The sequence below is a fragment of the Collimonas sp. genome, from assembly GCF_039923675.1.
Lineage (GTDB): Bacteria > Pseudomonadota > Gammaproteobacteria > Burkholderiales > Burkholderiaceae_D > Collimonas.
This window is the reverse complement of record NZ_JBDTCG010000031.1, coordinates 1-20,698: the sequence shown is the minus strand read 5'-3', so window position 1 is coordinate 20,698 and position 20,698 is coordinate 1. Positions and strand designations below refer to the sequence as shown.

Below are 20,698 nucleotides of genomic sequence, written 5' to 3'. Positions count from 1 at the left end.
GCCCGCTTGTGTCCGGTTTCATCGCGGCCATAATCCATTCTGGACCGGACCTTGTTCCATAGTAGATCGTCCACGATTCGTAGTTCTGGGTTTTCACCGTGCTGCCATTCGTCTTTGGGACGTTCTGTGCGCTGTCGTTTGCCAGTGTCTGGATCTTTGATCCATTGGGATCTGTTCCAGACATACTTCCCAATATATAGAGAGTTATTCAAAATCCCGCTACCCTTGCTCGGGCTGCCATATACCGCTGAGACGGCCCGGGTACCGCCTCTCGGCGAGGATATACCTGCCCCGCTGCCATGTTGTTACGGCAGCGCGGGCATCGTCTCAGGCCGCTTTACGCGGCTTTTTTTACGCCCTGGTATTGCTAGCTTGCCATGAAAAAGGCTGTCGCCGATGACTTTTCAATCGGTCGGATAACAGCAGCGCATTGCTGCGCCGCCGTCCCCTAAGAACGGAGCGTGCGACTTTCACCGCACTTCGCTCAAGCCTCTCGAAGTCTTCTTTCGTCAACCGGTTAGTCCCGGAATCGTCGGTATTTGCGCCGCTCGAAGTAATCATTCCACTCCGGATCAAATGGATTAGCTGCACATCGAATTTTGAGGTGTCGCCGGATTTTCGTATCGCGGGCCTTGACCAGCGCAACCATTTCCGTTGAACCTGTACTTTCGGTAGTAGCAAATACCCAGTGGCGATGTGCTATGCACCTGAAGTATTTATCTTTAATCCATCTTGCCGCTTTGTGGGGATGACGTCGTGTAGCCCAGCGCCACAGTGGCTGCCATAGATAGGTATCCACATCCGTAAAGATTTTCTTGGCTACGCCATGCCGATGATAATGCGTCCAACCGCGGATGACCGGGTTGAGTTGCTGTATCAGGCTATGTTGCTTTGCCGTCAGATTATCTTTAACGATTTTCCTGAGCTTGCTGCACAGAGACTGAATGCTCTTCTGCGCAGGCCGCGTGAGCAACTTGTCGTCGAAGCGACGAAGATTCACGCCCAAGAAATCGAATCCCTCCTCAATTGCAGTGACCCGCGTTTTCTCAGCAGAGAGGGTCAGCCCCCGTTCGGCCAGAAACGCTTCGATGCACGGTTTGACTTCTCGTTCCAAGAACTCTTTCGAGTGACCTGTCACAATAAAATCGTCGGCGTATCGAACGAAGTTCATATGCAGTCGATTGCGCTTCCCTTCGGTGTTTGCGAGCTGTTGACTTAAACGTGCTTGCAAGCTATCGAGTGCCATGGTTGCCACCGTCGGAGAAATGATACCTCCTTGTGGTGTGCCCGCCATGGTTGGAGAGAGGATGTGGCTTTCCATGAAGCCTGCTTTTAACCACGTTGCCAGTATCGCTTTATCCGTTGGGATATTGGCGAGTAACCAGTCATGGTTAAAATTGTCGAAGCATCCTTGAATATCGGCTTCCAACACCCACCGAGCAGAGAATTTCTGCGATAGCGATCTGAAGCACTGTTCTATCGCATCTGCTGTTGAGCGTTTTGGCCGAAACCCATAGGAGTGCCGATCTGCCGTGGTTTCCGAAACAGGTTTCACCTTGTGCCAGCGGCCTTCCTGAACTGCCTTCATGATACGCACTTGCAGCTTTCTCACTTCTCGGCGACACTGATGCCAGTCGATCTGGTTCCAATGTTCGGAGTTGCTGGCTGGTGCACCCATCGGATAAGTGATGGTCATTTGCGATTCCTGCCTTCAAAAGTTCTACAAATTCTCTCGTGATGAGAGACCGGACGGAAGTGGGCCTGCTTTCGCATGGGATGATGTTGCAATCCCTATCTCTGCCATTACAGAAAAGCATTCGCTTTCTCCGTCTTCCTCTACCCGCACCGCCAACAGCTTCCCTCGCGGGTCGCCTGCCCATAGGGCAGCGATACGGGCTTACCATGTTCCGATGAGATAACACGGTGGGTTAGGTTCTGCCTTTTTTTCGCCGGTAGCTATGATGTCCGCGTATCTCCATGGCGCTAGGGAGATAACCAGCTACGTGCCTTTTGGCTCCAGCCTGTCAGCGCCTTTGGCTGGTCGGGGGTGACGACGTTTATCAGCAGTTCACTTACGTTAACCAATACCACCAAGCCTAGCGCGGGAGCCGCATTTGCGCTCGCAGCTTCCACTACATTGTCCTGACCGCTTCAGATCAGACAGTTACCCGTCTCGCCTGGGCCAGTAGGCTACCGTTGACGGCACAACGGGCCTTGTCACCACGATGCTCTGCGGGCAAGGCAATTATTCCAACAGCTTCATGTCGCACGCACCAGTCCCCCCACGCCTGCGCTGGAAGTTAAATGCACTGGTTTTAACGCAGATCGCAAAAACGCCAAGCCTCCAGGCTGCGCGGGATTCGCGAGAAAATCGGCTGCAACAGTTTGACGCAAAATGACGCATTTTTGGACTGCCCCCTGCGACTGGACCAGGGGAAGTAAAAAATTCACGTCGCCTGTAGTGCGTAATGCTCGCAACAGACCGTGACGCCAGGGGGCGCTCTCCACCAGCAGAGGGCGGCTGCAAAGCAGACATTGGCTAACGTAATTCGCGCTTCTCCGCTATCAGCTCCAGGCGGATTCTCCGTCAGCCGTTCCGAGGTCACTCCCCCAATCCTCTGTGTGCTGCTGCGCCACGGCCTTCGTGCGGACTACTTAGTGGTCACTAACCCGCAGTAGTGACCTACCGCCACCTCTCAAGGTGCGCTGTCGAAGCGGGCACGCGCATTGTGGATATCGGAATAACGGCAGTCGGCCCAATCGACCAGACTCGCCATCGGGTCCAGCAGCGATTGTCCCAGCGGGGAAAGGCGATATTCAACGCTCGGCGGCTTGGTCGGAAAGACATGGCGGGTGATCAGTCCGTCGCGCTCTAAATCACGTAGGGTCTGGGTGAGCATACGTTTGGAGATGTCGCGAATAGCTCGGTGCAGCTCGCTAAAGCGCTGTGGTCGCGTCGCGAGGGTCATGATCATGAGGATGCTCCATTTGTCGCCGATGCGGTCGAGCACGTCTCGCACCGGGCACAGTACGGGTCCTACTGACTGGGCGTCGTCCGATTGGTATCGGCCGAAACGCTCGATCACGCTTAATGCGGAGCTCATACGGGTTCCTTTAATCTCACCTGGTTACAAATAACTGCCTCCTTGCGGCGCGGTTTCAAGGTCTATATATTATACCTTGTCTACAAAATAGACTATCTATTCTACAACATAGACCACCTAACGCAAGGAGAAATGCATGTTTCTGATTATGGGAATCACAGGAAAAGTTGGCGGCGCAACGGCGAGACATCTGCTGGACCGCGGCCAAAAGGTCCGCGCGCTGGTCCGCGATCGAACCAAGGCCGCAAGTTGGGCGAGTCACGGTGTCGAACTGGTCGATGGCGACTGGAATGATGCGGCCGCCATCGAGCGGGCGCTCGATGGCGTCGACGGCGCATTCGTCATGCTGCCAGCCGTCTGGGTCCCCTCGCCGGATTTCAAGGAAGCCAAGGGCGTCATCGCGAGCTATGTCGAGGCACTGACCAAGGCCGCGCCGCCACGTGTGATCGCGCTCTCGTCGATGGGGGCGAACCGGACCAACGGGCTGGGAATGATCACCGCTCTGTCGCTGCTGGAGCAAAGTTTTCGCGACTTGGCGTCGCCGGTTGCTTTCGTGCGCGCCGGCGGATTTTTCGAGAACTTCCTGTACGGCCTGCACGTCGCCCAGGGCGGCACGCTCCCCGTTTACTACGACCCGACCGGCCGGAAATCCACGATGGTCGCAACGAACGACATCGGTGCCGAGGTGGCGGCACTGCTGACCGGGCCGGCGTGGTCGGGGCATCGCGTCATCGAACTTGGTTCGATGTTCAGCGCGGATGAAGTCGCGGCGCAACTGGGCGACGTCATGCAGCGCGACGTCAAGGCGTTCGCTGTCCCGAGGGCCGAGTGGCCGGCAGCGTTCGAACAGTTCGGCATCCCCAAAGGTCAAACCGGAGCGGCTGAAGCGATGTTCGAGGCCGTCAACGCGGGCTGGATGGATCTCGGCGCCGCGGGCACGGAGCACGTTGCCGGCAGGACGCCTCCACGTGATGTATTCGCGGCGGCGCGACAGGCCGTCACGGCGTGAACCGCACCGTAACCTTCAAAAAAGATCGAGAGCAAACATGAAGATACTAGTTTTGGGAGCAACCGGCGCAACCGGTCGGCTAATCGTCCGCGACGCCGTGGCGAGCGGTCACTCCGTAGTGGCGCTGGTTCGTGCGAAAGCGCGCGCCGATCTGCCAGGAGTCGAGTTGATCGAGGGCGATGTGCGTGATGAGGTTACCCTTGCACGCGCATCGGACGGCTGCGATGCCGTTGTCAGCGCGCTGGGCACCGGTGTGGGCTTTCGCGAGGTTGACCTATTGACCGTCGCGACCCGCGCCCTCGTCGCGGCGATGACCCGCACCGGCGTCCGCCGTCTAATCTGCATCTCCGCGCTCGGAGTCGGCGACAGTCGCGGCCACGGTGGCTTCGTCTTCGACCGGCTATTCCAGCCGTTGCTGCTCGGCCCTGCCTACAAAGACAAGGGCCGCCAGGAAACCGCGATCCGCGCCAGTTCGCTAGACTGGGTTATCGTCCGCCCCGGCATGCTCACCAACGACCCACTGCGTGGCCGCGTCAGGGCCACCGCGGACCTTGCAGGGGTCAACGGCGGCAAGATAGCGCGCGCCGATGTCGCTCAGTTCGTGGTCGAGCAATTGACAACCGATACCTGGTTGCGGCGAGCCCCCGTCATCCTGTGGTGAAGGGCGATTTCGTAGCACTTTTCGAGCCGCCACAATTGGCGGAGAACTGCCGGCTGGTCGGCCAAGCGGTCACACGAGTCCACGATGGTACCCTCAATAGAAAAGGTTGAATTTATGTCAAATATTTCCTGGCGCCAGGTCTCGGCCTTGGCACTTGCCGCTTTTTTCGTCGTGGGATCGCTGAGCAACATCTTCGCTCCTCCATCGATCTACGAAGAATATCTGCAGTGGGGATACCCGAGCTGGTTCCACTTCGTCACCGGAACTCTGGAACTCACTACCGCCGTTCTGCTGGCGCGCACACCGACTCGGATATGGGGCTCGGCGCTCGGCTGCACCGTGATGTTGGCGGCACTCACGACTGTCACACTCCACGGCGAATACGGACATGGCGTGGCGCCGCTCGTTGCGGCGATACTATCGATAGTCGTCGGCTGGAACGCCTGGTGTAAGCGGCTTACCATCCCGGTAGGACTGACATCAGGGCACCACTCTGCACGTAGTCATGGCCAAAGAGCAGCTTGTCAGAATCGAAGTATCGAGCGGCCCTAACAGCGGGTGCGAGCAGATGCAGGGTTCGCATGGCAGGAAACGGTACCTACTAGCATGTCCAATGGCATTTGGAGATCAAACAAGAGGCTTCTGATTACATCATTGGGACTCGGTTCGAGTCTTACACCACCGATCGCTGCATTTTCAAAAATCAAATCAATTCACTCATGTTGAGGTGTTTTATGTTTCATGCGCGTCTTAAGCCGTTGTATCTATCATTGCTCGTGTTATGTGCCTGCCAGGTGCGGGCACAATTGCCGCTAAGTCTTTCCGTGGACCTGCGCGACGCTCCGCGGAAGCTGCTTCACACCACAGAATTTTTCCCCGTACAGCCCGGCCCCTTGACGCTCGCCTTTCCAAAATGGATACCCAACGAGCATGTGCCCGCTCCGCTCACGCAGCAGGTAGGCCTATTCATTAAAGTCCGTGATGGCAGCGGCGTTGTCGGCCAGACTCTTTCCTGGAATCGTGATCCCCTCGACCTGTATCTCTACCATGTGACCATTCCGAATGGAGTCGGCTCCATCGAGGTCAGATTCGACTTCATTACATCGGACAAGAATGGGGACGCCCGCGCATCGTCGGATGCAAACCTCGCGGTATTGGACTGGAACACCGTCGTCCTTTACCCCTACAGCGGACCCGATACACGAGTCGCCGATCTCACCGTCACCCCGACGGTCATTTTGCCAGACGGTTGGCATATGGCCACCGCCCTCAAAGCTGTCGCAGGGGCAATCGGGCCGAGCAGTTCGGTCGTAAACTTACAGCCCGTGTCACTCGAGCAACTCGTCGATTCCCCGATGATTTCCGGACGCTACTTCCGAGAAATCGCACTTGCCCCTGATGTTTCACCCAGGCACTATCTCGACATAGTAGCGGATCGCCCGGAAGACCTCGAAGTTCCCCAAGCGCGGGTTGATGAACTTAGCCAGGCGATTCGCCAGGCCGGGCTACTGTTTCGTAGCCATCACTATGACGAATACCGCTTTCTCATCACCCTTTCGAACAACATCTCGGGCGAGGCGATCGATCACCTGCAATCCCTGGACAATCGTCGTCGGGCCAATTTTTTTCATAATGAGAAAGGGCAGAAGCTTTACGCGAATTACACGATCCACGATTTTCTTCATAGCTGGAACGGCAAGTATCGGCGCCCTGAAGGACTCGTCACGCCCAACTTTCAAACTCCTGTGATTACGAGCGGAATATGGGTATACGAGGGGCTGACAGACTATCTTTCCAATGTGATGACCGTGAGAACAGGCAGCGCAACCAAGGAAGAATTTTTGGATGTTCTGGCATCGAAAGCTGCCTACTATGATCGCCGTCCAGGTATGCAGTGGAGGGATCTTGACGACGTTGACACGATGGCCTACCCGCTTTGGAGCAGTGAGGATTCTAGTTACGATAACTGGCGTCTCAACGGCTTTGATTTCTATAGCGAAGGGAACTTGATCTGGCTCGATGTCGATGTGACTATCCGCAACAAGTCGAACGGAAAGAAGTCACTTAACGACTTTGTGGCTCTCTTCTATGGTCTCGGTGGAGATACCAGCCCCAAAATTGTTCCATATTCATTCAACGACATCGTGGCTTGCTTGAATCAGATCGTTCCGAACGACTGGGAAGGCTTTCTCACCGAACGCCTTCACGCCCTGTCTAAAGCACCCCTTCAAGGTATCGCCGGAGCCGGCTATAAGCTTGGCTACAAAGAAGCCGCTGACGAAGACTTTCAGTATTCCCTCGCCATGAGCATCAGAGCGGACGGCGTGATCTCAGATGTCTTGATGGGTGAAATTGCCTATAAGGCAGGTTTCGGCCCCGGGATGAAAATACTTGCGGTGAACGGTCAACCATTCGCGCGCGCAACTCTGCAACAGGCAATCGATGCCGCGAAAACGACGCCGACGCCCATCGACTTCAAGGTTGGCAATACCGGCGTAATCTCGGACCTGCGTCTTAACTATCACGGTGGACAAAGGCATCCCGTGCTGGAGCGCGTCCCAAATACCCCGGATCGGATCGCTGAAATTCTGCAGCCGATGAGCAGGTAGTCGGCAACATAACGCTTCATCCTTTAACGAACCCAGCAACCTCCGCCTTTACATCCTCATTACTAGCCACTCTTGGCCATGACACGCTTAATCACCGACTCAATACCGGTATCTGCTGTGTCCTTCTTGTCGTCGTCAATGCCGAATGCCTCACGCTCCAGCGCAACCTTCGGCAAAGATGGAACGTGAGGTGTTCGAGCAATACCAAGCAAATTTTAGGGGACGGACCGTGCTCTGCTTGTTGAGTTTTCATGCCTCGCGCGATCACCAGAAAATCCGCTTGGCTGATCCCGAAGCCCCCGCCATCGTTGAGCATTTTTCCCAAGTTCGGGGCTAAATACGCTGCGGTATGGCCTCTGCGAAAAAATCGGTGACTCGTCGCACGCGCGCCGGTACAAACCGGCGTCTTGGCCAGATGAGGCTTATGTCTCTGGCGTCACCTACAAATTCGTCGAGAACGGTGATGACGTCCGGATGTCGGAGGTCATCGGCAAGAGAGACCTTGGCAAACAGGCCGATTCCCACACCGGCTAGCACACCGGCCCGGATCGTTTCCATACTGTTGGACGTGAGATTTCCGTGCACGGAAACGCTAAATTGACCTTCTGGTCCTACGAAAGGCCAATGCGTTGACTCCGTCAAGCCGCGATATACAAGGCAATTGTGATCAACGAGCTCGGCGGGAGTCTTTGGCATTCCGCGTTGCTCGAAGTAGCGACGGGATCCGACGCATACGAGGGGAGTGCTGGCCACGCGTCTGGCGATCGCGTTGGGATCGTTGACAGGCCCCACTCGGATCGCCAGATCGATCCCGTCCTCCACCATGTCTCGCACGAAGTCCGAGAGGATGAGATCGACCTGAAGGCCAGGATTGAGCGATAACAGGTCGGGGATCAGCGGCAAGACATGAAGACGGCCGAAAGTACCTGATGCAGCAATCCTGATCAGACCCGAAACATCATGCGTGCTGCCGGTCAGTTCGCTGTCGGCGTCATCCATCTCGTCAAGAAGCGGTTTTGCCCGGTCGTAGTATCTCTGACCCTGATCCGTCAGGGTCACGCTGCGCGTACTTCGGTTGAATAACGCCACCCCGAGGCGTCTCTCGAGCGCGCCGATTGCCTTGCTGATCGCTGACTGTGAATCGCCGGTTCGACGCGCGGCGGCGGTAAAACCGCCTGCTTCAACCACGGCTATGAAGGCGTTTAATTCGTGGAATCGATCCATCCCATTCCTCCTGAGAATTAATGTTATGCAAAATTAAGTCATTATCATTGATTCCGACATCGCTCACAATCCAGCTTTCTCCACATGTTGAAGGACTAATGTCATGAAAATCGATCTTACTGGCCGCAAGGCGGTCGTAACTGGGTCCACGGCAGGTATCGGCCGAGCCATTGCAGAAGGGTTGGCACGTGCGGGCGCCGCGGTCGTCATCAACGGCCGCCGCGAGGACAGGGTCGCCGCAACGCTTCGCGAGTTGCGCAAGCTTTTCCCAAAAGGTGAGTTCACCGGCGTCATCGCCGACCTTGCGACCCCGGAAGGCGCGGCGGAGTTGTTCGCGCAGGCGCCGGACGCGGACATTCTCGTCAACAATGTGGGTACTGGGCGTCCGAAGTCCTTCTTCGAAATTGAGGACAGCGAGTGGATCGATCTCTTCGAACTTAACGTCATGAGCGGCATTCGCGCCTCCCGCCACTATGTGCCGAACATGACGAAGCGTGGCTGGGGGCGTGTCGTCTTCATCAGCAGCGAGTCCGCGCTTGCCATCCCCAAGGACATGATCGACTACGCCACGACCAAGACCGCTCAGCTCTCCATTGCGAGGGGCTTGGCCGAGGTGGTCGGCGGAACGGGCGTCACCGTTAATTCGGTTCTCCCTGGTCCGACGAATTCGGAGATCATGGGTGGTTGGGCGCAGGCGAATGCAGATGCGCAAGGCATTACGCGTGAGGAAGCCGAGCAGCAGTTCCTGAAAACGAATCGCCCGACCACGCTCCTCAATCGCTTCGCGACAACCGAAGAAGTCGCAAACCTGGTCGTCTATGTCTGCTCGGAGCAAGCGTCGGCGACAACAGGTACTTCCTTGCGCGTCGACGGCGGTGTCGTTCGGACAATTGCGTAGGGCGCGCGCTTTTTCACTCATTCAACGCGGCTTCGGGAAGGGCCAAACCATCGGTCCTTGAAGCAACTATTAAATCCTTTGAACAATTGTTAGGCAGGAAACACGGTTGAATTTATTTATTCTACGCAATAAAAATTATTCACGTAATGTCTACGTTCATGAGCGGGGAGGCTTTTTGACCGACCGCTTGAGCCTGATGGGTATACAACGAAAAATCCTGCCCCCGTAACCAGAAAATCACGGCCCGGCTACTAGCTTTGGTAGCCGGGCTGTTGTCATATCCGCTCATACATCCCGCCTTGTAATTTATTTGCGATCGTATCCCGCATAAGATTTTCTATACCCTAATCCAATGAAATCCAGATTGCCGGTGGTTCTGGAAAAGCGGATATTGCGACTTCATCAGCTCTAAGGCGAATAGCCAGATAGTGGCGTCGCGCGTTTGTCTCCCTATGCAGGATATCGTCTATGAGATGAAACTATTTCTTATGTAGTTGCCTCCAATCTCGTGATTTTTCTAATCACCGTTGCGCCTAATAAAATAGCCCGCTCTCGGTTTCGCAAACAATTTCGATCTAAGGCTTATTCAACTATGCGTCAAAAAAACATGAACATAATCAAACTGTTTTCCATCTCAATGTGTCTTCTTGCGTCTTATTGCTATGCGGCAGACAGGGTTGATCCGTCTACGGTCCGTGGCATCGTAGATGCCGCTATTCAACCGCTAGTCGAGAAAAACAATGTCCCTGGCATAGCCGTTGCGGTGACCGTCGACGGTAAAAATTACTTCTACAACTATGGCGTGGCGTCGAAAGAAACCCGGCAACCGGTTACCAGCGAAACACTGTTCGAGATCGGTTCGCTGAGCAAGACATTTACGGCGACTCTGGCTTCTTATGCTCAGCGCGACGGCAAGCTTTCGCTATCCGACAGTCCTGGAAAATATTTTCCCTATCTGCGCGACAGTAAATTCGCCAAGGTCAGTCTGCTTAATTTAGGGACGCATACTGCAGGCGGCTTCCCTCTGCAAGTGCCGGACGAGGTTGGCAATACGGATCAGTTGCTGGACTACCTGAAGTTGTGGCAACCGGCTTATGCCGCTGGCACACAGCGCACCTACTCGAATGTCAGCATCGGCATGCTCGGCATGGTTACCGCCAAGAGCATGCAGATGTCTTTTGACGATGCGATAGAAAAGAAATTGTTCCCGGAGCTGGGAATGACGCACAGTTACATCAATATACCGGCAGATCGGATGAAGGATTATGCGCAAGGCTATACAAAAAAAGATGCGCCTGTCAGATTGAACAAAGGGATTCTGGGATCCGAAGCCTATGGGATTAAATCCAGCACGATCGACATGATCCGGTTTGTCGATGCCAACATGCAGACGATCAAGCTGAATGAAAAATTGCAGCGAGCGATAACGGACACGCACACCGGCTATTACAAATCAGGGGAAATAGCGCAAGATCTGATGTGGGAGCAATACGCCTATCCGGTGGAGCTGAAACGGCTGCTGGCCGGAAATTCCGATGCGATGGTCACTCAAAGCAATATGGCAACCGAGATACATCCTCCTCTTCCACCACAGGAGAACGTCCTCATTAACAAGACCGGGTCGACAAACGGTTTTGCGGGCTATGTCGCCTTTATCCCCGCTAAAAAGCTGGGCATCGTGATACTCGCAAATAAGAACTATCCGATTGCCGACCGGGTGACCGCCGCTTATCAGATATTGAGCCACCTGGATGGCAAGGCGCCGCCCAAAAACCAATCGCAAGCTGACTAAGTTGTCCTGTCGCGCGACTGTGCTTTGTCTTTTCTATTGATATCAGCGGGGCATTATCCTGCCGGTATCGATCCGCTCTTACCGACTGGTCGATGATGAAAACCAAATATCTTATTGCAGCTTTTTTTGCAGCTGCTGCAGCATCCAACTCTGTCATTGCAAAAGAGGCCGCTTCTGCGTCAAACCAGCCAACCCGCGTCCTGCAACGGATCAATTTATCGACAACACTCTATCAGCTTGGCTTGGGAATAGGGGAAATGGCTCCTGATACGATGAAGGAGCGCCGCATGCAAACCGGGCCTGAAGTGGTGTATGTGCTTGAAGGAGAATTGGTGCTGATGTCGGAAGGCCAGGCTTCGAAAACGATTAAGGCGGGGGAGAGTTTTCAGATCCCGGCGGGGAGCGTGCATGCAACCAAGGCTGGTCCTCAAGGTGCTAAATTCATTGCCAGTTGGGTGTGGGAGCCGGCCAAGCCTTTTGTTGTACCTGCGCCCAGGTAAAGTTATGCCGTAGCCTCTCCATCCGGTTGATTTCGGCGAAACAGGGTGCTGAATGATGCCGCCAATCATTAAATATTTCCTTCGATTTAACAAATTTGAAAAGGATTGTGAAATTTCCGATTTAACATTGGACAGCGAAGTGTCATCTCCGCGATGATTTTGTTGAGCAGTGTTACTTAGGGGGACTTGGAATGGAAACACTCATCAATGATACCTATCTCAACCAGAGTATCGAGAAAATCCTGGGATGCGCGACGCTTGCGCTTTACGGCGAGGATGTCCGCTTCTCGGTGCTGCTTGCCATCCGCGACGCGCGCGACTATCTGTCCAACGTCAAGCCGGGCGATCCGGCGTTCAACCAGCGGGTGTTCCACAACAGTTTGACGGCCTTGGCCAATAGTACGCATCCAAGCATGCCCGACTATAAAAAAACCATCGAGTATGCGGCTGCACTAATGACTGTTGAATTGGGCGAGTAGCTATTCGCCGCTAAGGAATTGCGTCATCCCCCTCCCAAAAAAATACCAAGCCATCACAAAACAGTCGGTCGCCAGCCTCCGAATTGATCCGGTGTTATATTTCGACACTCAGTTGTTCAAGCTCAATTTCATAGGATTACGATCATGGCAAACATTGCTTTTCTCGGTACCGGCTTGCTCGGCAGCGCATTCGCGGAAGCCGCCGCCAAACGAGGTGACACGGTCACGGCATGGAATCGCTCCAGCGACAAAGTCCAGGCCCTGGCGCAGTTCGGCGTCAGGCCGGCGGCGACACCTGCTGAAGCGGTGCGGGCTGTCTCAAGAGTGCATATCGTGCTGAAAGACGACGCCGTGGTCGAAGAGGCGATTGCTGCAATACGCGATGCGCTGCCCGCCGACGCCATCGTGATTGATCACACCACGACATTGCCGGCGCTTACCGCCGAACGCGCCGCGCGCCTGCATGCCGCGGGAGTAAAGTATTTGCATTGTCCGGTCTTCATGGGGCCGCCGGCTGCGCGTAATGCCCAGGGATCGATGATGGTGGCGGGACCGAAGGCGCTCTTCGAAGCAGTGCAGGCAGATCTCGCCAAGATGACGGGACGTCTCGAATACATGGGTGAACGCGCGGACCTTGCTGCGGCCAACAAGCTGTTTGGCAATGCCATGATTATCGGCCTGTCTGCGATCATGGCCGATATCCTTACCCTGGCGCAGGCGAGCGATGTGAGCGGCGAGGACGCCATCAAGCTGTTGGGATTATTCGATTTGAACGGCATGGCGGCGACCCGGGGGGCGAACATGGCCAAAGGCAATTTCACCCCGAGCTTCGAGCTGGCGATGGCGCGCAAGGATGTGCGGTTGATGCTGGAAACTGTCGGCCAGCGGCCGATGGCGGCGTTGCCGGCGGTCGCGGCCAGAATGGATCAGCTGATTGCGGCCGGACGCGGCGCCGAGGATGCCAGCATTATCGGCATCGACGCGGTGTCGCGGCCGTAATCACTTACAAATCACGCGCCCAGGTCTCGCCAATCAGGTCCTTGCCGAAGCTGTGATGGGGTTCCTCCGCGATCTTGTCAAAGCCTGCTTTCGTGTAGATATCGCGGGCGCCCGTCAGGATGCTGTTGGTCCATAGGAGCATTCTCTTGTAGCCTGCGAATTTCGCAAAGTCCAGGCATTCCTCGACCAGCCGCCGGCCTATTCCCATGCCGCGCGCGCCGGGTTCGACATACAGCATGCGCAGCTTGGCGGTGGTGTCATCATGGCGCACCACGAACACCGAGCCGGCCACCTTGCCGTCCTTCTCCGCGATCCAGCAGCGTTCCGCACGGCTATCGAAATCACGTATGTAGTTGGCGACGATGTCCGCCACCAGCGCCTCGAAGTCTGCGTTCCAGCCGTAGTCCTGCGCGTATAGCACGGCATGGCGATGCACCACCCAGCCCATGTCGCCCGGCCGCGGATCGCGTAGCAGATAGGAAGAGCGGGGCTGGCCCAGCAGACTTTCTATCTGCTGCATGGCGTCCACCAGCTGATGCTGTTCCGGTACCGATAACCGCTCCAGCATTGCCGTGACCTCACGTTGTGATGCGTCATCCAGCGGCGTGAATGTAGCGCGCCCGAGCTCGGTCAGGCGCAGCTGCACAACGCGGCCGTCGGCTTCCGAACGCGCGCGTTCGAGCAAGCCTTTTTTCTCGAATCCGGATATCACGCGACTCAGGTAGCCGGGGTTAAGGCTTAGCTCACGGGCCAGATCCGTCGCTGTCAGCGTCGAGCGATGCGCGAGTTCATACAGTATGCGTAGTTCGGTGAGCGAAAAAGCGCTGTCAAGCAAGTGCTCTTGAAGCACGCCGATCTTGTCGGTGTAGAAGCGGTTGAAACGTCGGACCATGATGGCGCGATCGCGGAGTTGTTCGATGGTCATGGATAATTCCATAAGTTGCCTCAGGCTATAATATAAGTGCCTAAGGCAATCAAATCAAGAGGCGTTCTATTTTTGTTGGCGATTGGCCCGATAGCAAGCCAGTTTTTTCTGGCAGCGCATCGGAACTTGGCGATAATGAAAACCTTTTGTTTTTTCCTGCCGCTCCGGGCCTGCCTGCATCATTTCGCTTTTTCTAGAAATTTTCCATGAAAAGAAACGTAAAAATCCTTCTTCTTTCTTTTAGCTGCATCTCGCCGGCGCTGTATGCGGCAGAGCTTGAACAACAGTTGGTGCATTGCTCTGCATTGGCTAATGCCGGCGTGCGACTGGGATGTTTTGACGCACTGGCCAAGGCTACGGCGGACGCTGCCGTCCCTGCCACCGCAGACGCAACAACAATATCTGTTGTGCCTGCAGCGCCGACGCCGGTAGCCATCACCGGCAAGACCACGACAGAGCAGGGCGCAGAACAGATTTCGCACACCGTCCAGAGCTGGGAGCTGGATTCCGACGCCAAGCGCGGCGTGTTCGCCCTCAAGTCTTACCTGGATAATTACGTGCTGCTAGCCAATTACAGCAGCGCGACCAACCGGGCGCCGTTCAACCAGGACACGCCGAACGGGCTCAATCCGCAAAAAGTGGAGTTGACCTATCAGCTCAGTTTCAAGATGAAGATGGCGGAAAATATCGCCGGCAGTCCGGTCGACCTGTGGCTGGCCTACACCCAGCAGAGCTTTTGGCAGGCCTATAACCGGGCCAACTCCAGCCCGTTTCGCGAAACCAATTACCAGCCTGAGCTGATTGCGACGCTGCCCTTGAATGCAAAGTTTGGCGATCTCAATTTCCGCTATCTCAATTTCGCGCTGATGCACCAGTCCAACGGCCAGTCTTCTACCTTGTCGCGCAGCTGGAATCGCTTCTATGCAGAGCTGGGCGTGGAATACGGCAAGCTGGCGCTGGCGGCCAGGATCTGGAAGCGCCTCGACAACGCCACCTCTGATAACGACAATATCGACATCGTCGACTACATGGGCCACGGCGATGCGCGCGCCATCTACCGCCAGGACGGCTACGAGTATTCACTGCTGGCGCGCCACAACTTCCAGACCGGACACGGCGCATTCCAGGCCGGCTTGGCGTTTCCGGTCACGACCAACTTGAAGGGCTATGTGCAGCTGTTTTCGGGTTACGGCGAAAGCCTGATCGATTACAACTATTCGCAAAAGTCGATTGGCGCCGGCTTCCTGATCGACTTCTGATAACGCCTTCACAAGAAAATTTTCTTGTGAAAAAGCCCCGGGCGTCATGCGCCCGGGGCTTTTTTTGTTTGCGGACAGGGGCTGGGAGAATCGTCTCCTGGCCCTGTAAATTGCCTCTCCCGCATCGGCCAACCTGCAGTTGTCGGCGTTTACTGGTGGCACACGCCATCTTGCGACGCACCAAATTGATCTTGCCCGGGTCGCCAGCCAACGATGGTTTTACGCGATCCGCGATGATCCTCTTGCCGCCAGGATGACATAGGGCACCACCTTTCTATAGCCGGTCAATTTATCGTTTCTGGAACAGCGCCGCGACTGTAATACCAATAAAGCCGATTCACCATTTCTGTGCTTTGCGCACCAAAGTGGTATTACAAAAAAACTACCAATACAAACTGGTCTTAGTCATTTATTTGGCGGTATAAATAATGCTGCAATGCAGCGTTGTTTAGCGTCTTGAACAATGCCGCTTGATTCATGTGACGACTTAACTGTTTTTATGAAAAATAATTAAAAAAACGAGGATCGTCATCTTTCAGCTAACTAAATGATCATTTTATTATTAAAAAAGAATGGATTTTCCAATTTCCAAAAATCGATTTTTTCATAGATAAAATATAAAATAAAAGCACAAAAACAGGTGCATTTATGCCGCGATGCGTCAAGGCAGAAGAAGTTCAACAAAAAATCCGCTAATTTCTATTTTTCATAAAATTTCAAATTTTCCAGGTCCGTTTTTCAAAAAAAGCGACCAGTCCAGTCCACTAAACAACAGTCGTGGCGTTTGTAAAATATTGAATGTAAACAACGGTATATATAGATATATGAATTGTGCATTTGGATACCAATAATTTATTTATGTAATACCAGTTAAATGCCTATTGACACCCACTTTTACGGTCCATAGAGTGTCCTCAGCGCAACGTTTCTAAATGGAATTTTGAAGCTTGGGCGCAAGGCAGGTTTGGGGTGATGTGCGGGGCAGAGTACGCACAGCATTTTCCCGGGACGGTTTTTGGAGAAGGACACGGCCGGGAAATTGTGGCACTTGCAGTGACATGCGGCGTCTTGTTGGTTGGTCTTGTTGTATTGGCGACTGTATCGAAAAAAGGTTCTCCCTTTGCCGGCTTGAAGCGATATCAAACCGCAGTGTGGAGAAGTAAATGAAAAATGGCCTGCCTGGGATAGGCGAGGCCGCAATCGATGGGGAGAACAGTAAGTGAACAAAAATTTAACACCAATAGCATCTGCGGTTGCACTGCTGGTGATGGCTGCAGCAGCCATGCCGGTATATGCGCAGCAGGCAGATGATGCAGCTCCAAAAGCTGACAGCAAGAGCGCTGACAAGAGTGGCCAGATTGAACAGGTCACCATCAGCGGCATCCGCGGTTCGTTGCAAAAATCCCTGACCCAGAAACGTAACGCCGACTCGCACGTGGAAGTCATCACCGCGGAAGATATCGGCAAGATGCCGGACAAGAACGTGGCCGATTCGCTGTCGCGTGTGCCTGGCGTCACCATCGGTAATGCCGGCGCCACCGAAGGCGGTTTCGATGAAGCCGACCGGGTCAGCATGCGCGGCACCAGCCCGAGCCTGACGCAAACGCTGATCAACGGCCACAATGTGGCTTCCGGCGACTGGTTCGTGCTGGATCAATCGGGCCAGGTTGGCCGTAGCGTCAGCTACACCATGCTGCCATCCGAACTGGTCGGTTCGGTGGTGGTCCACAAGAGCTCCGAAGCCAGCCTGGTTGAGGGCGGCGTCGCCGGTTCGGTCGACATCATTACCCGCAAACCGCTGGAGTTCAAGAAACAGTTCACTGCTGAAGCGACCATCGGCGCCGTGTATGCCGATTTGCCAGGCAAGACAGATCCACAAATGAGCGCGCTGATCAACTGGAAAAACGAAGCGAATACCTTCGGCATCCTGGTGCAGGCGTTTTCGGAAGAGCGCCATCTGGAGCGCCAAGGCCAGGAAATCCTCGGCTATACCCAGATCGCTGCGGGCAGCAAGATCGCCACCGCCCATCCTGACCTGGCTGGCGTGTATGCGCCCAACCTGATCAACTCCGCCCTGTTTGAGCAACAACGCAAACGCACCGGCGGTTTGATCGATGCCCAGTTCAAGGTCAGCAACGATTTTTCTTTCGACATCAATGGCTTCACTTCAGAAATGAAGGCCGCCAACTACAACCGCAGCTATGAATTCTGGGGTGCGCAAGTCATCAACGCCGGCGCCGGTCAATCGCCGAATCCTGGTTACACCGTGAAAAACAACACGCTGACATCGGCGACTTTTGCGCCAGTGGCCGGGACCAACTACGGGGTCTACGACCAGATTTCACGTCCGGACGAGAGCGCCAGCTCGAATTTTGTCGAGCTCGGCACCAAGTGGCGCGCCAGCGATTCGCTGACCTTTACCACCAAGCTGGGTACTTCGACCGGTGAAGGTAAAACGCCGACGCAAAACGTCGCGGAATGGAATGTCGGCGTTGGCGCCGGCGCCGGTTACCAGTTGAACGGTACAGGTACAGCCGCCAACTGGAACCTGGGTGCTACCAATAATTCCAGTCCTGCAGGTGCGCAGTTCGGTTGGATCTTTGGCGACCAGAACATCGACGTCAAGGACAAGGAAAACTGGGCGCAGATCGACGGTGAATATACTGCCGGCTGGGGCGCTCTGTCATCAGTGCAGTTCGGTGCACGTTATAACGACCACAAACGCAGTTCCGATGGCGTGATCGGTCAAGGACCTGCGGCGGATGGCAGCGCCGCCAATCCAGCCAATTTCCCACAAGGCTATCAAAATTTCCCGTCGAATTTCGGCAGCGGCCTGGGTAGCGGCTTCCCGACAAATGTCTGGTACTACACACCGGGACAGCTGGCGGCATACAACGCGTTCACGAATCGTGATCCAGTATCGCGCGAAGACTGGAATTCTGAGTTTTCGGTCAAGGAAAAGAATACTGCCGGTTACCTGCAAGGTAATCTTGAAGGTAATCACTGGAGCGGCAATGTCGGCCTGCGCGTAGTTCAGACCCAAGAGAACGTACTCTCCAACGTTGCAGCACCCGCCACCGCACCAGGAGCGATTTTAACGTCGGCTTTCGGTCCGTTCGTCCGGCAACAAGACAAGAACACCTACGTCGATGTCCTGCCTAGCGCCAATCTGAAATTCGAACTGAGCAAAGACCTGATTGCCCGTTTCGCGTTATCCAAGACCATGACACGTCCGGATTACTCGGCACTGGCCGGCCAGGTATCGCTGTCGCCACCGGCGCAGTTTGGTTCCATCGGTTCCGGCAGCGGCGGCAATCCCGATCTGAAGCCGATCACATCGAACAACTTCGATACATCGCTGGAGTGGTACTTCGCTCCTCGTTCCCTGGTGTCGGCGAGTGTCTTCAACATGAACCTGACCAGCTATGTCGGCCTGGGCAGCGTCACCAGAAGCTATGTCACCAGCACGCCTGATCATCCTGCCAACTACATGGCTGATTACGTGTTGACCGTGCCGGTCAACACTAGCGGAACAGTGACCGGTATCGAACTGGCGTATGAAATGCCTCTGGGGAAAAACTTCGGTTTTGCCACCAACGCCACCTTTATCAACGCCTATGACGCTGCCAACGGTCCTTTGGTTGGCGCTTCCAAGCGTACCGCCAACCTGACGGCTTATTTCGAAGATGAGCGCTTCAATGCACGCATCTCGTATAACTACCGCAGCAGCTTCTACAGCGGCCTGGATCGCAGCACCGCGTTCTACCAAGCCGGCGTCGGTACCCTGGCAATGTCTCTTGGCTTCAAGTACAGCGAGCAGCTGGCCTTTTCGCTGGATGCGCAGAACCTGAACAATCCGACCTTGAAGTACTACGCACAGAGCGAAGATCAGCCACGTGCGTTCTACAAGAACGGCCGTCAGTTCTACCTGAATGCCCACCTGAAGTTCTAGCAAGGCAATACCGGCATGCCGCCGTCCAAAGCGGCATGCCGGTTGCAACTGAAGTTGTGTGCGGTTGAAGTAAGAGTTGACGTTGATTTTGCCGGGAGAGCGTGGATGACCGGATATGGTTGCACCCGCTTGGCTTTGATGAAAACGCTCTCCGGTCTTTTTGCCGGGCAGGTCGGATACGGTCCGCTGTAATCGCCAGCCAACGCCAATAAGTCAGCAAGCCAGTACAAGTTCAGGACGCCGACAGTCGACAGGTTGCCGTCGTTGTCAATACCGAGATTGCCCGCAGTCAGGCAAACAAACAGGAGTCGTTGTATGGATTTCACGCAGGATGGGAAAAATCCCTCCAAGAATGTAGTTGGCATCAGCGTGGTTGTTGTTCTGCATGTTCTTCTGATTTATGCACTTCTTACAGGATTGGCGCGCAAGGTTGTGGAAGTGATCCAGCAACCGGTCGAAACCAAGATCATCGAAGAGATCAAGCCGCCACCGCCGCCACCACCGGACAAGCCCGTGCCGCCACCGCCAAAATCGGTCGCGCCGCCACCGCCGTTCGTCCCTCCACCCGAGGTCAAGGTAACGCCGCCGCCAACAGACAATGTGATTGCCGCGGTGACCAATGTCAAACCGCCGACCAATGATTTGCCGACATCGGTGGCGCAGCCTGCTACTAATGGCGAGGCCGGCCCGGCGCATACCAGCGCCAAGATTGCAGGAAATTGCGAGAAGCCGGAGTACCCGCGGACCTCGCTGCGTAACGAAGAAGAGGGCATGGTCACCGTCAAACTGACCATCGGCACCGACGGCAATGTGCTTGATTCTTCTGTTGAAAAGAGCAGCGGTTTCAAGGAACTGGACCGGGCCACGGTGAAAGCCTGGAGCCTGTGCCATTTCTCGCCGGCCATGTCGGATGGCAAAGCGGTGCAGTCAACCACCAAAATGCAGTATGTCTGGAAACTTGAGTAGGCTCATATCAACGCGAGTCATCTATTACGTCGCGATTGCGGCAATCTACTTTCTAATTTTGGAGCACAAGCATGTCTATCACCCGTAACCGCTTATTTACCTTGCCTTCCGCCCTGGCTGCAGCCCTGATGATCTCTGCCATGACGATCTCGCCGCTGGCAGCAATCGCCCAAACTCCTGCCGCAGCATCTGCGCCTGCTGCCGCTACCTCCGCACCGGCCGCCGATGCGCCTAAGGCTGCAGACGCTGCAGCAGCATCGCTGGTAGATACGCCAGTCCCGCCACCGGCTCCTGCCGACCACGAGACTGTCAACAACCCAT

At 55.1% G+C, this 20,698-nt stretch carries 18 protein-coding genes; 13 read left to right on the top strand and 5 right to left on the bottom strand.

Features of this window, described 5'->3' with window-relative positions:
* The 3 genes from ABI171_RS06790 to ABI171_RS06780 form a co-directional block, all read right to left on the bottom strand.
* Window positions 1-284 (bottom strand): recombinase family protein (locus ABI171_RS06790; protein WP_348091826.1); only part of this gene is annotated, 284 nt, incomplete at its 3' end.
* 233 nt (window positions 285-517) lie between these two features.
* The gene (locus ABI171_RS06785) at window positions 518-1,696 is read right to left on the bottom strand and encodes a reverse transcriptase domain-containing protein (protein ID WP_348091824.1); all 1,179 of its coding nucleotides are present in this window, start codon (window positions 1,694-1,696) and stop codon (window positions 518-520) included.
* Window positions 1,697-2,696: 1,000 nt separating this feature from the next.
* On the bottom strand, window positions 2,697-3,104 hold the full coding sequence (locus tag ABI171_RS06780; RefSeq protein ID WP_348091823.1) for a helix-turn-helix domain-containing protein: 408 nt from the start codon (window positions 3,102-3,104) through the stop codon (window positions 2,697-2,699).
* Between the two features lie 136 nt (window positions 3,105-3,240).
* On the opposite strand from ABI171_RS06780, the gene ABI171_RS06775 reads away from it, so the two are divergent.
* The 4 genes from ABI171_RS06775 to ABI171_RS06760 all read left to right on the top strand — a co-directional run bounded on the left by ABI171_RS06775 (window position 3,241) and on the right by ABI171_RS06760 (window position 7,383).
* Window positions 3,241-4,113, top strand: a complete 873-nt coding sequence (locus ABI171_RS06775; RefSeq protein ID WP_348091822.1) for an NmrA family NAD(P)-binding protein — start codon at window positions 3,241-3,243, stop codon at window positions 4,111-4,113.
* 37 nt (window positions 4,114-4,150) lie between these two features.
* Complete coding sequence (locus ABI171_RS06770; protein ID WP_348091821.1) at window positions 4,151-4,774, top strand: SDR family oxidoreductase; 624 nt, start codon at window positions 4,151-4,153, stop codon at window positions 4,772-4,774.
* Window positions 4,775-4,888: 114 nt separating this feature from the next.
* Window positions 4,889-5,326 carry a DoxX family protein gene (locus ABI171_RS06765; protein WP_348091820.1) on the top strand — a complete coding sequence of 146 codons (438 nt, stop codon included), beginning with the start codon at window positions 4,889-4,891 and terminating at the stop codon, window positions 5,324-5,326.
* Window positions 5,327-5,394: 68 nt separating this feature from the next.
* Window positions 5,395-7,383: a M61 family peptidase gene (locus ABI171_RS06760; RefSeq protein WP_348091819.1), complete on the top strand. Its 1,989-nt coding sequence runs from the start codon at window positions 5,395-5,397 to the stop codon at window positions 7,381-7,383.
* A 333-nt stretch (window positions 7,384-7,716) separates the two neighbouring features.
* Here ABI171_RS06760 and ABI171_RS06755 read toward each other — a convergent pair whose 3' ends face one another.
* Complete coding sequence (locus ABI171_RS06755) at window positions 7,717-8,607, bottom strand: LysR family transcriptional regulator (RefSeq protein WP_348091818.1); 891 nt, start codon at window positions 8,605-8,607, stop codon at window positions 7,717-7,719.
* A 103-nt stretch (window positions 8,608-8,710) separates the two neighbouring features.
* On the opposite strand from ABI171_RS06755, the gene ABI171_RS06750 reads away from it, so the two are divergent.
* The 5 genes from ABI171_RS06750 (at window position 8,711) to ABI171_RS06730 (ending at window position 13,275) form a co-directional block, all read left to right on the top strand.
* Window positions 8,711-9,505: an SDR family NAD(P)-dependent oxidoreductase gene (locus tag ABI171_RS06750; protein ID WP_348091817.1), complete on the top strand. Its 795-nt coding sequence runs from the start codon at window positions 8,711-8,713 to the stop codon at window positions 9,503-9,505.
* A 637-nt stretch (window positions 9,506-10,142) separates the two neighbouring features.
* Window positions 10,143-11,297: a class C beta-lactamase gene (ampC, locus tag ABI171_RS06745; protein WP_348091825.1), complete on the top strand. Its 1,155-nt coding sequence runs from the start codon at window positions 10,143-10,145 to the stop codon at window positions 11,295-11,297.
* Window positions 11,298-11,389: 92 nt separating this feature from the next.
* On the top strand, window positions 11,390-11,797 hold the full coding sequence (locus ABI171_RS06740; protein WP_348091816.1) for a cupin domain-containing protein: 408 nt from the start codon (window positions 11,390-11,392) through the stop codon (window positions 11,795-11,797).
* Window positions 11,798-11,988: 191 nt separating this feature from the next.
* A complete protein-coding gene (locus ABI171_RS06735) occupies window positions 11,989-12,276 on the top strand; it encodes a hypothetical protein (protein ID WP_348091815.1) in 288 nt (95 codons plus the stop codon).
* Between the two features lie 144 nt (window positions 12,277-12,420).
* Complete coding sequence (locus ABI171_RS06730; RefSeq protein WP_348091814.1) at window positions 12,421-13,275, top strand: NAD(P)-dependent oxidoreductase; 855 nt, start codon at window positions 12,421-12,423, stop codon at window positions 13,273-13,275.
* 4 nt (window positions 13,276-13,279) lie between these two features.
* Here the strand turns inward: ABI171_RS06730 and ABI171_RS06725 are convergent, their stop codons facing one another.
* Window positions 13,280-14,200 (bottom strand): bifunctional helix-turn-helix transcriptional regulator/GNAT family N-acetyltransferase, encoded by a 921-nt coding sequence (locus ABI171_RS06725; RefSeq protein ID WP_348091813.1) that lies wholly within the window; start codon window positions 14,198-14,200, stop codon window positions 13,280-13,282.
* Between the two features lie 206 nt (window positions 14,201-14,406).
* Here ABI171_RS06725 and ABI171_RS06720 point away from each other — a divergent pair, with 206 nt between their 5' ends.
* The 4 genes from ABI171_RS06720 to ABI171_RS06705 form a co-directional block, all read left to right on the top strand.
* Entirely contained in the window at window positions 14,407-15,459 is a 1,053-nt protein-coding gene (locus tag ABI171_RS06720) for a phospholipase A (protein WP_348091812.1), read from the top strand.
* Window positions 15,460-16,678: 1,219 nt separating this feature from the next.
* The gene (locus ABI171_RS06715) at window positions 16,679-19,411 is read left to right on the top strand and encodes a TonB-dependent receptor (protein ID WP_348091811.1); all 2,733 of its coding nucleotides are present in this window, start codon (window positions 16,679-16,681) and stop codon (window positions 19,409-19,411) included.
* Between the two features lie 315 nt (window positions 19,412-19,726).
* On the top strand, window positions 19,727-20,377 hold the full coding sequence (locus ABI171_RS06710) for an energy transducer TonB (protein ID WP_348091810.1): 651 nt from the start codon (window positions 19,727-19,729) through the stop codon (window positions 20,375-20,377).
* A 71-nt stretch (window positions 20,378-20,448) separates the two neighbouring features.
* Window positions 20,449-20,698 (top strand): hypothetical protein (locus ABI171_RS06705; RefSeq protein ID WP_348091809.1); only part of this gene is annotated, 250 nt, incomplete at its 3' end.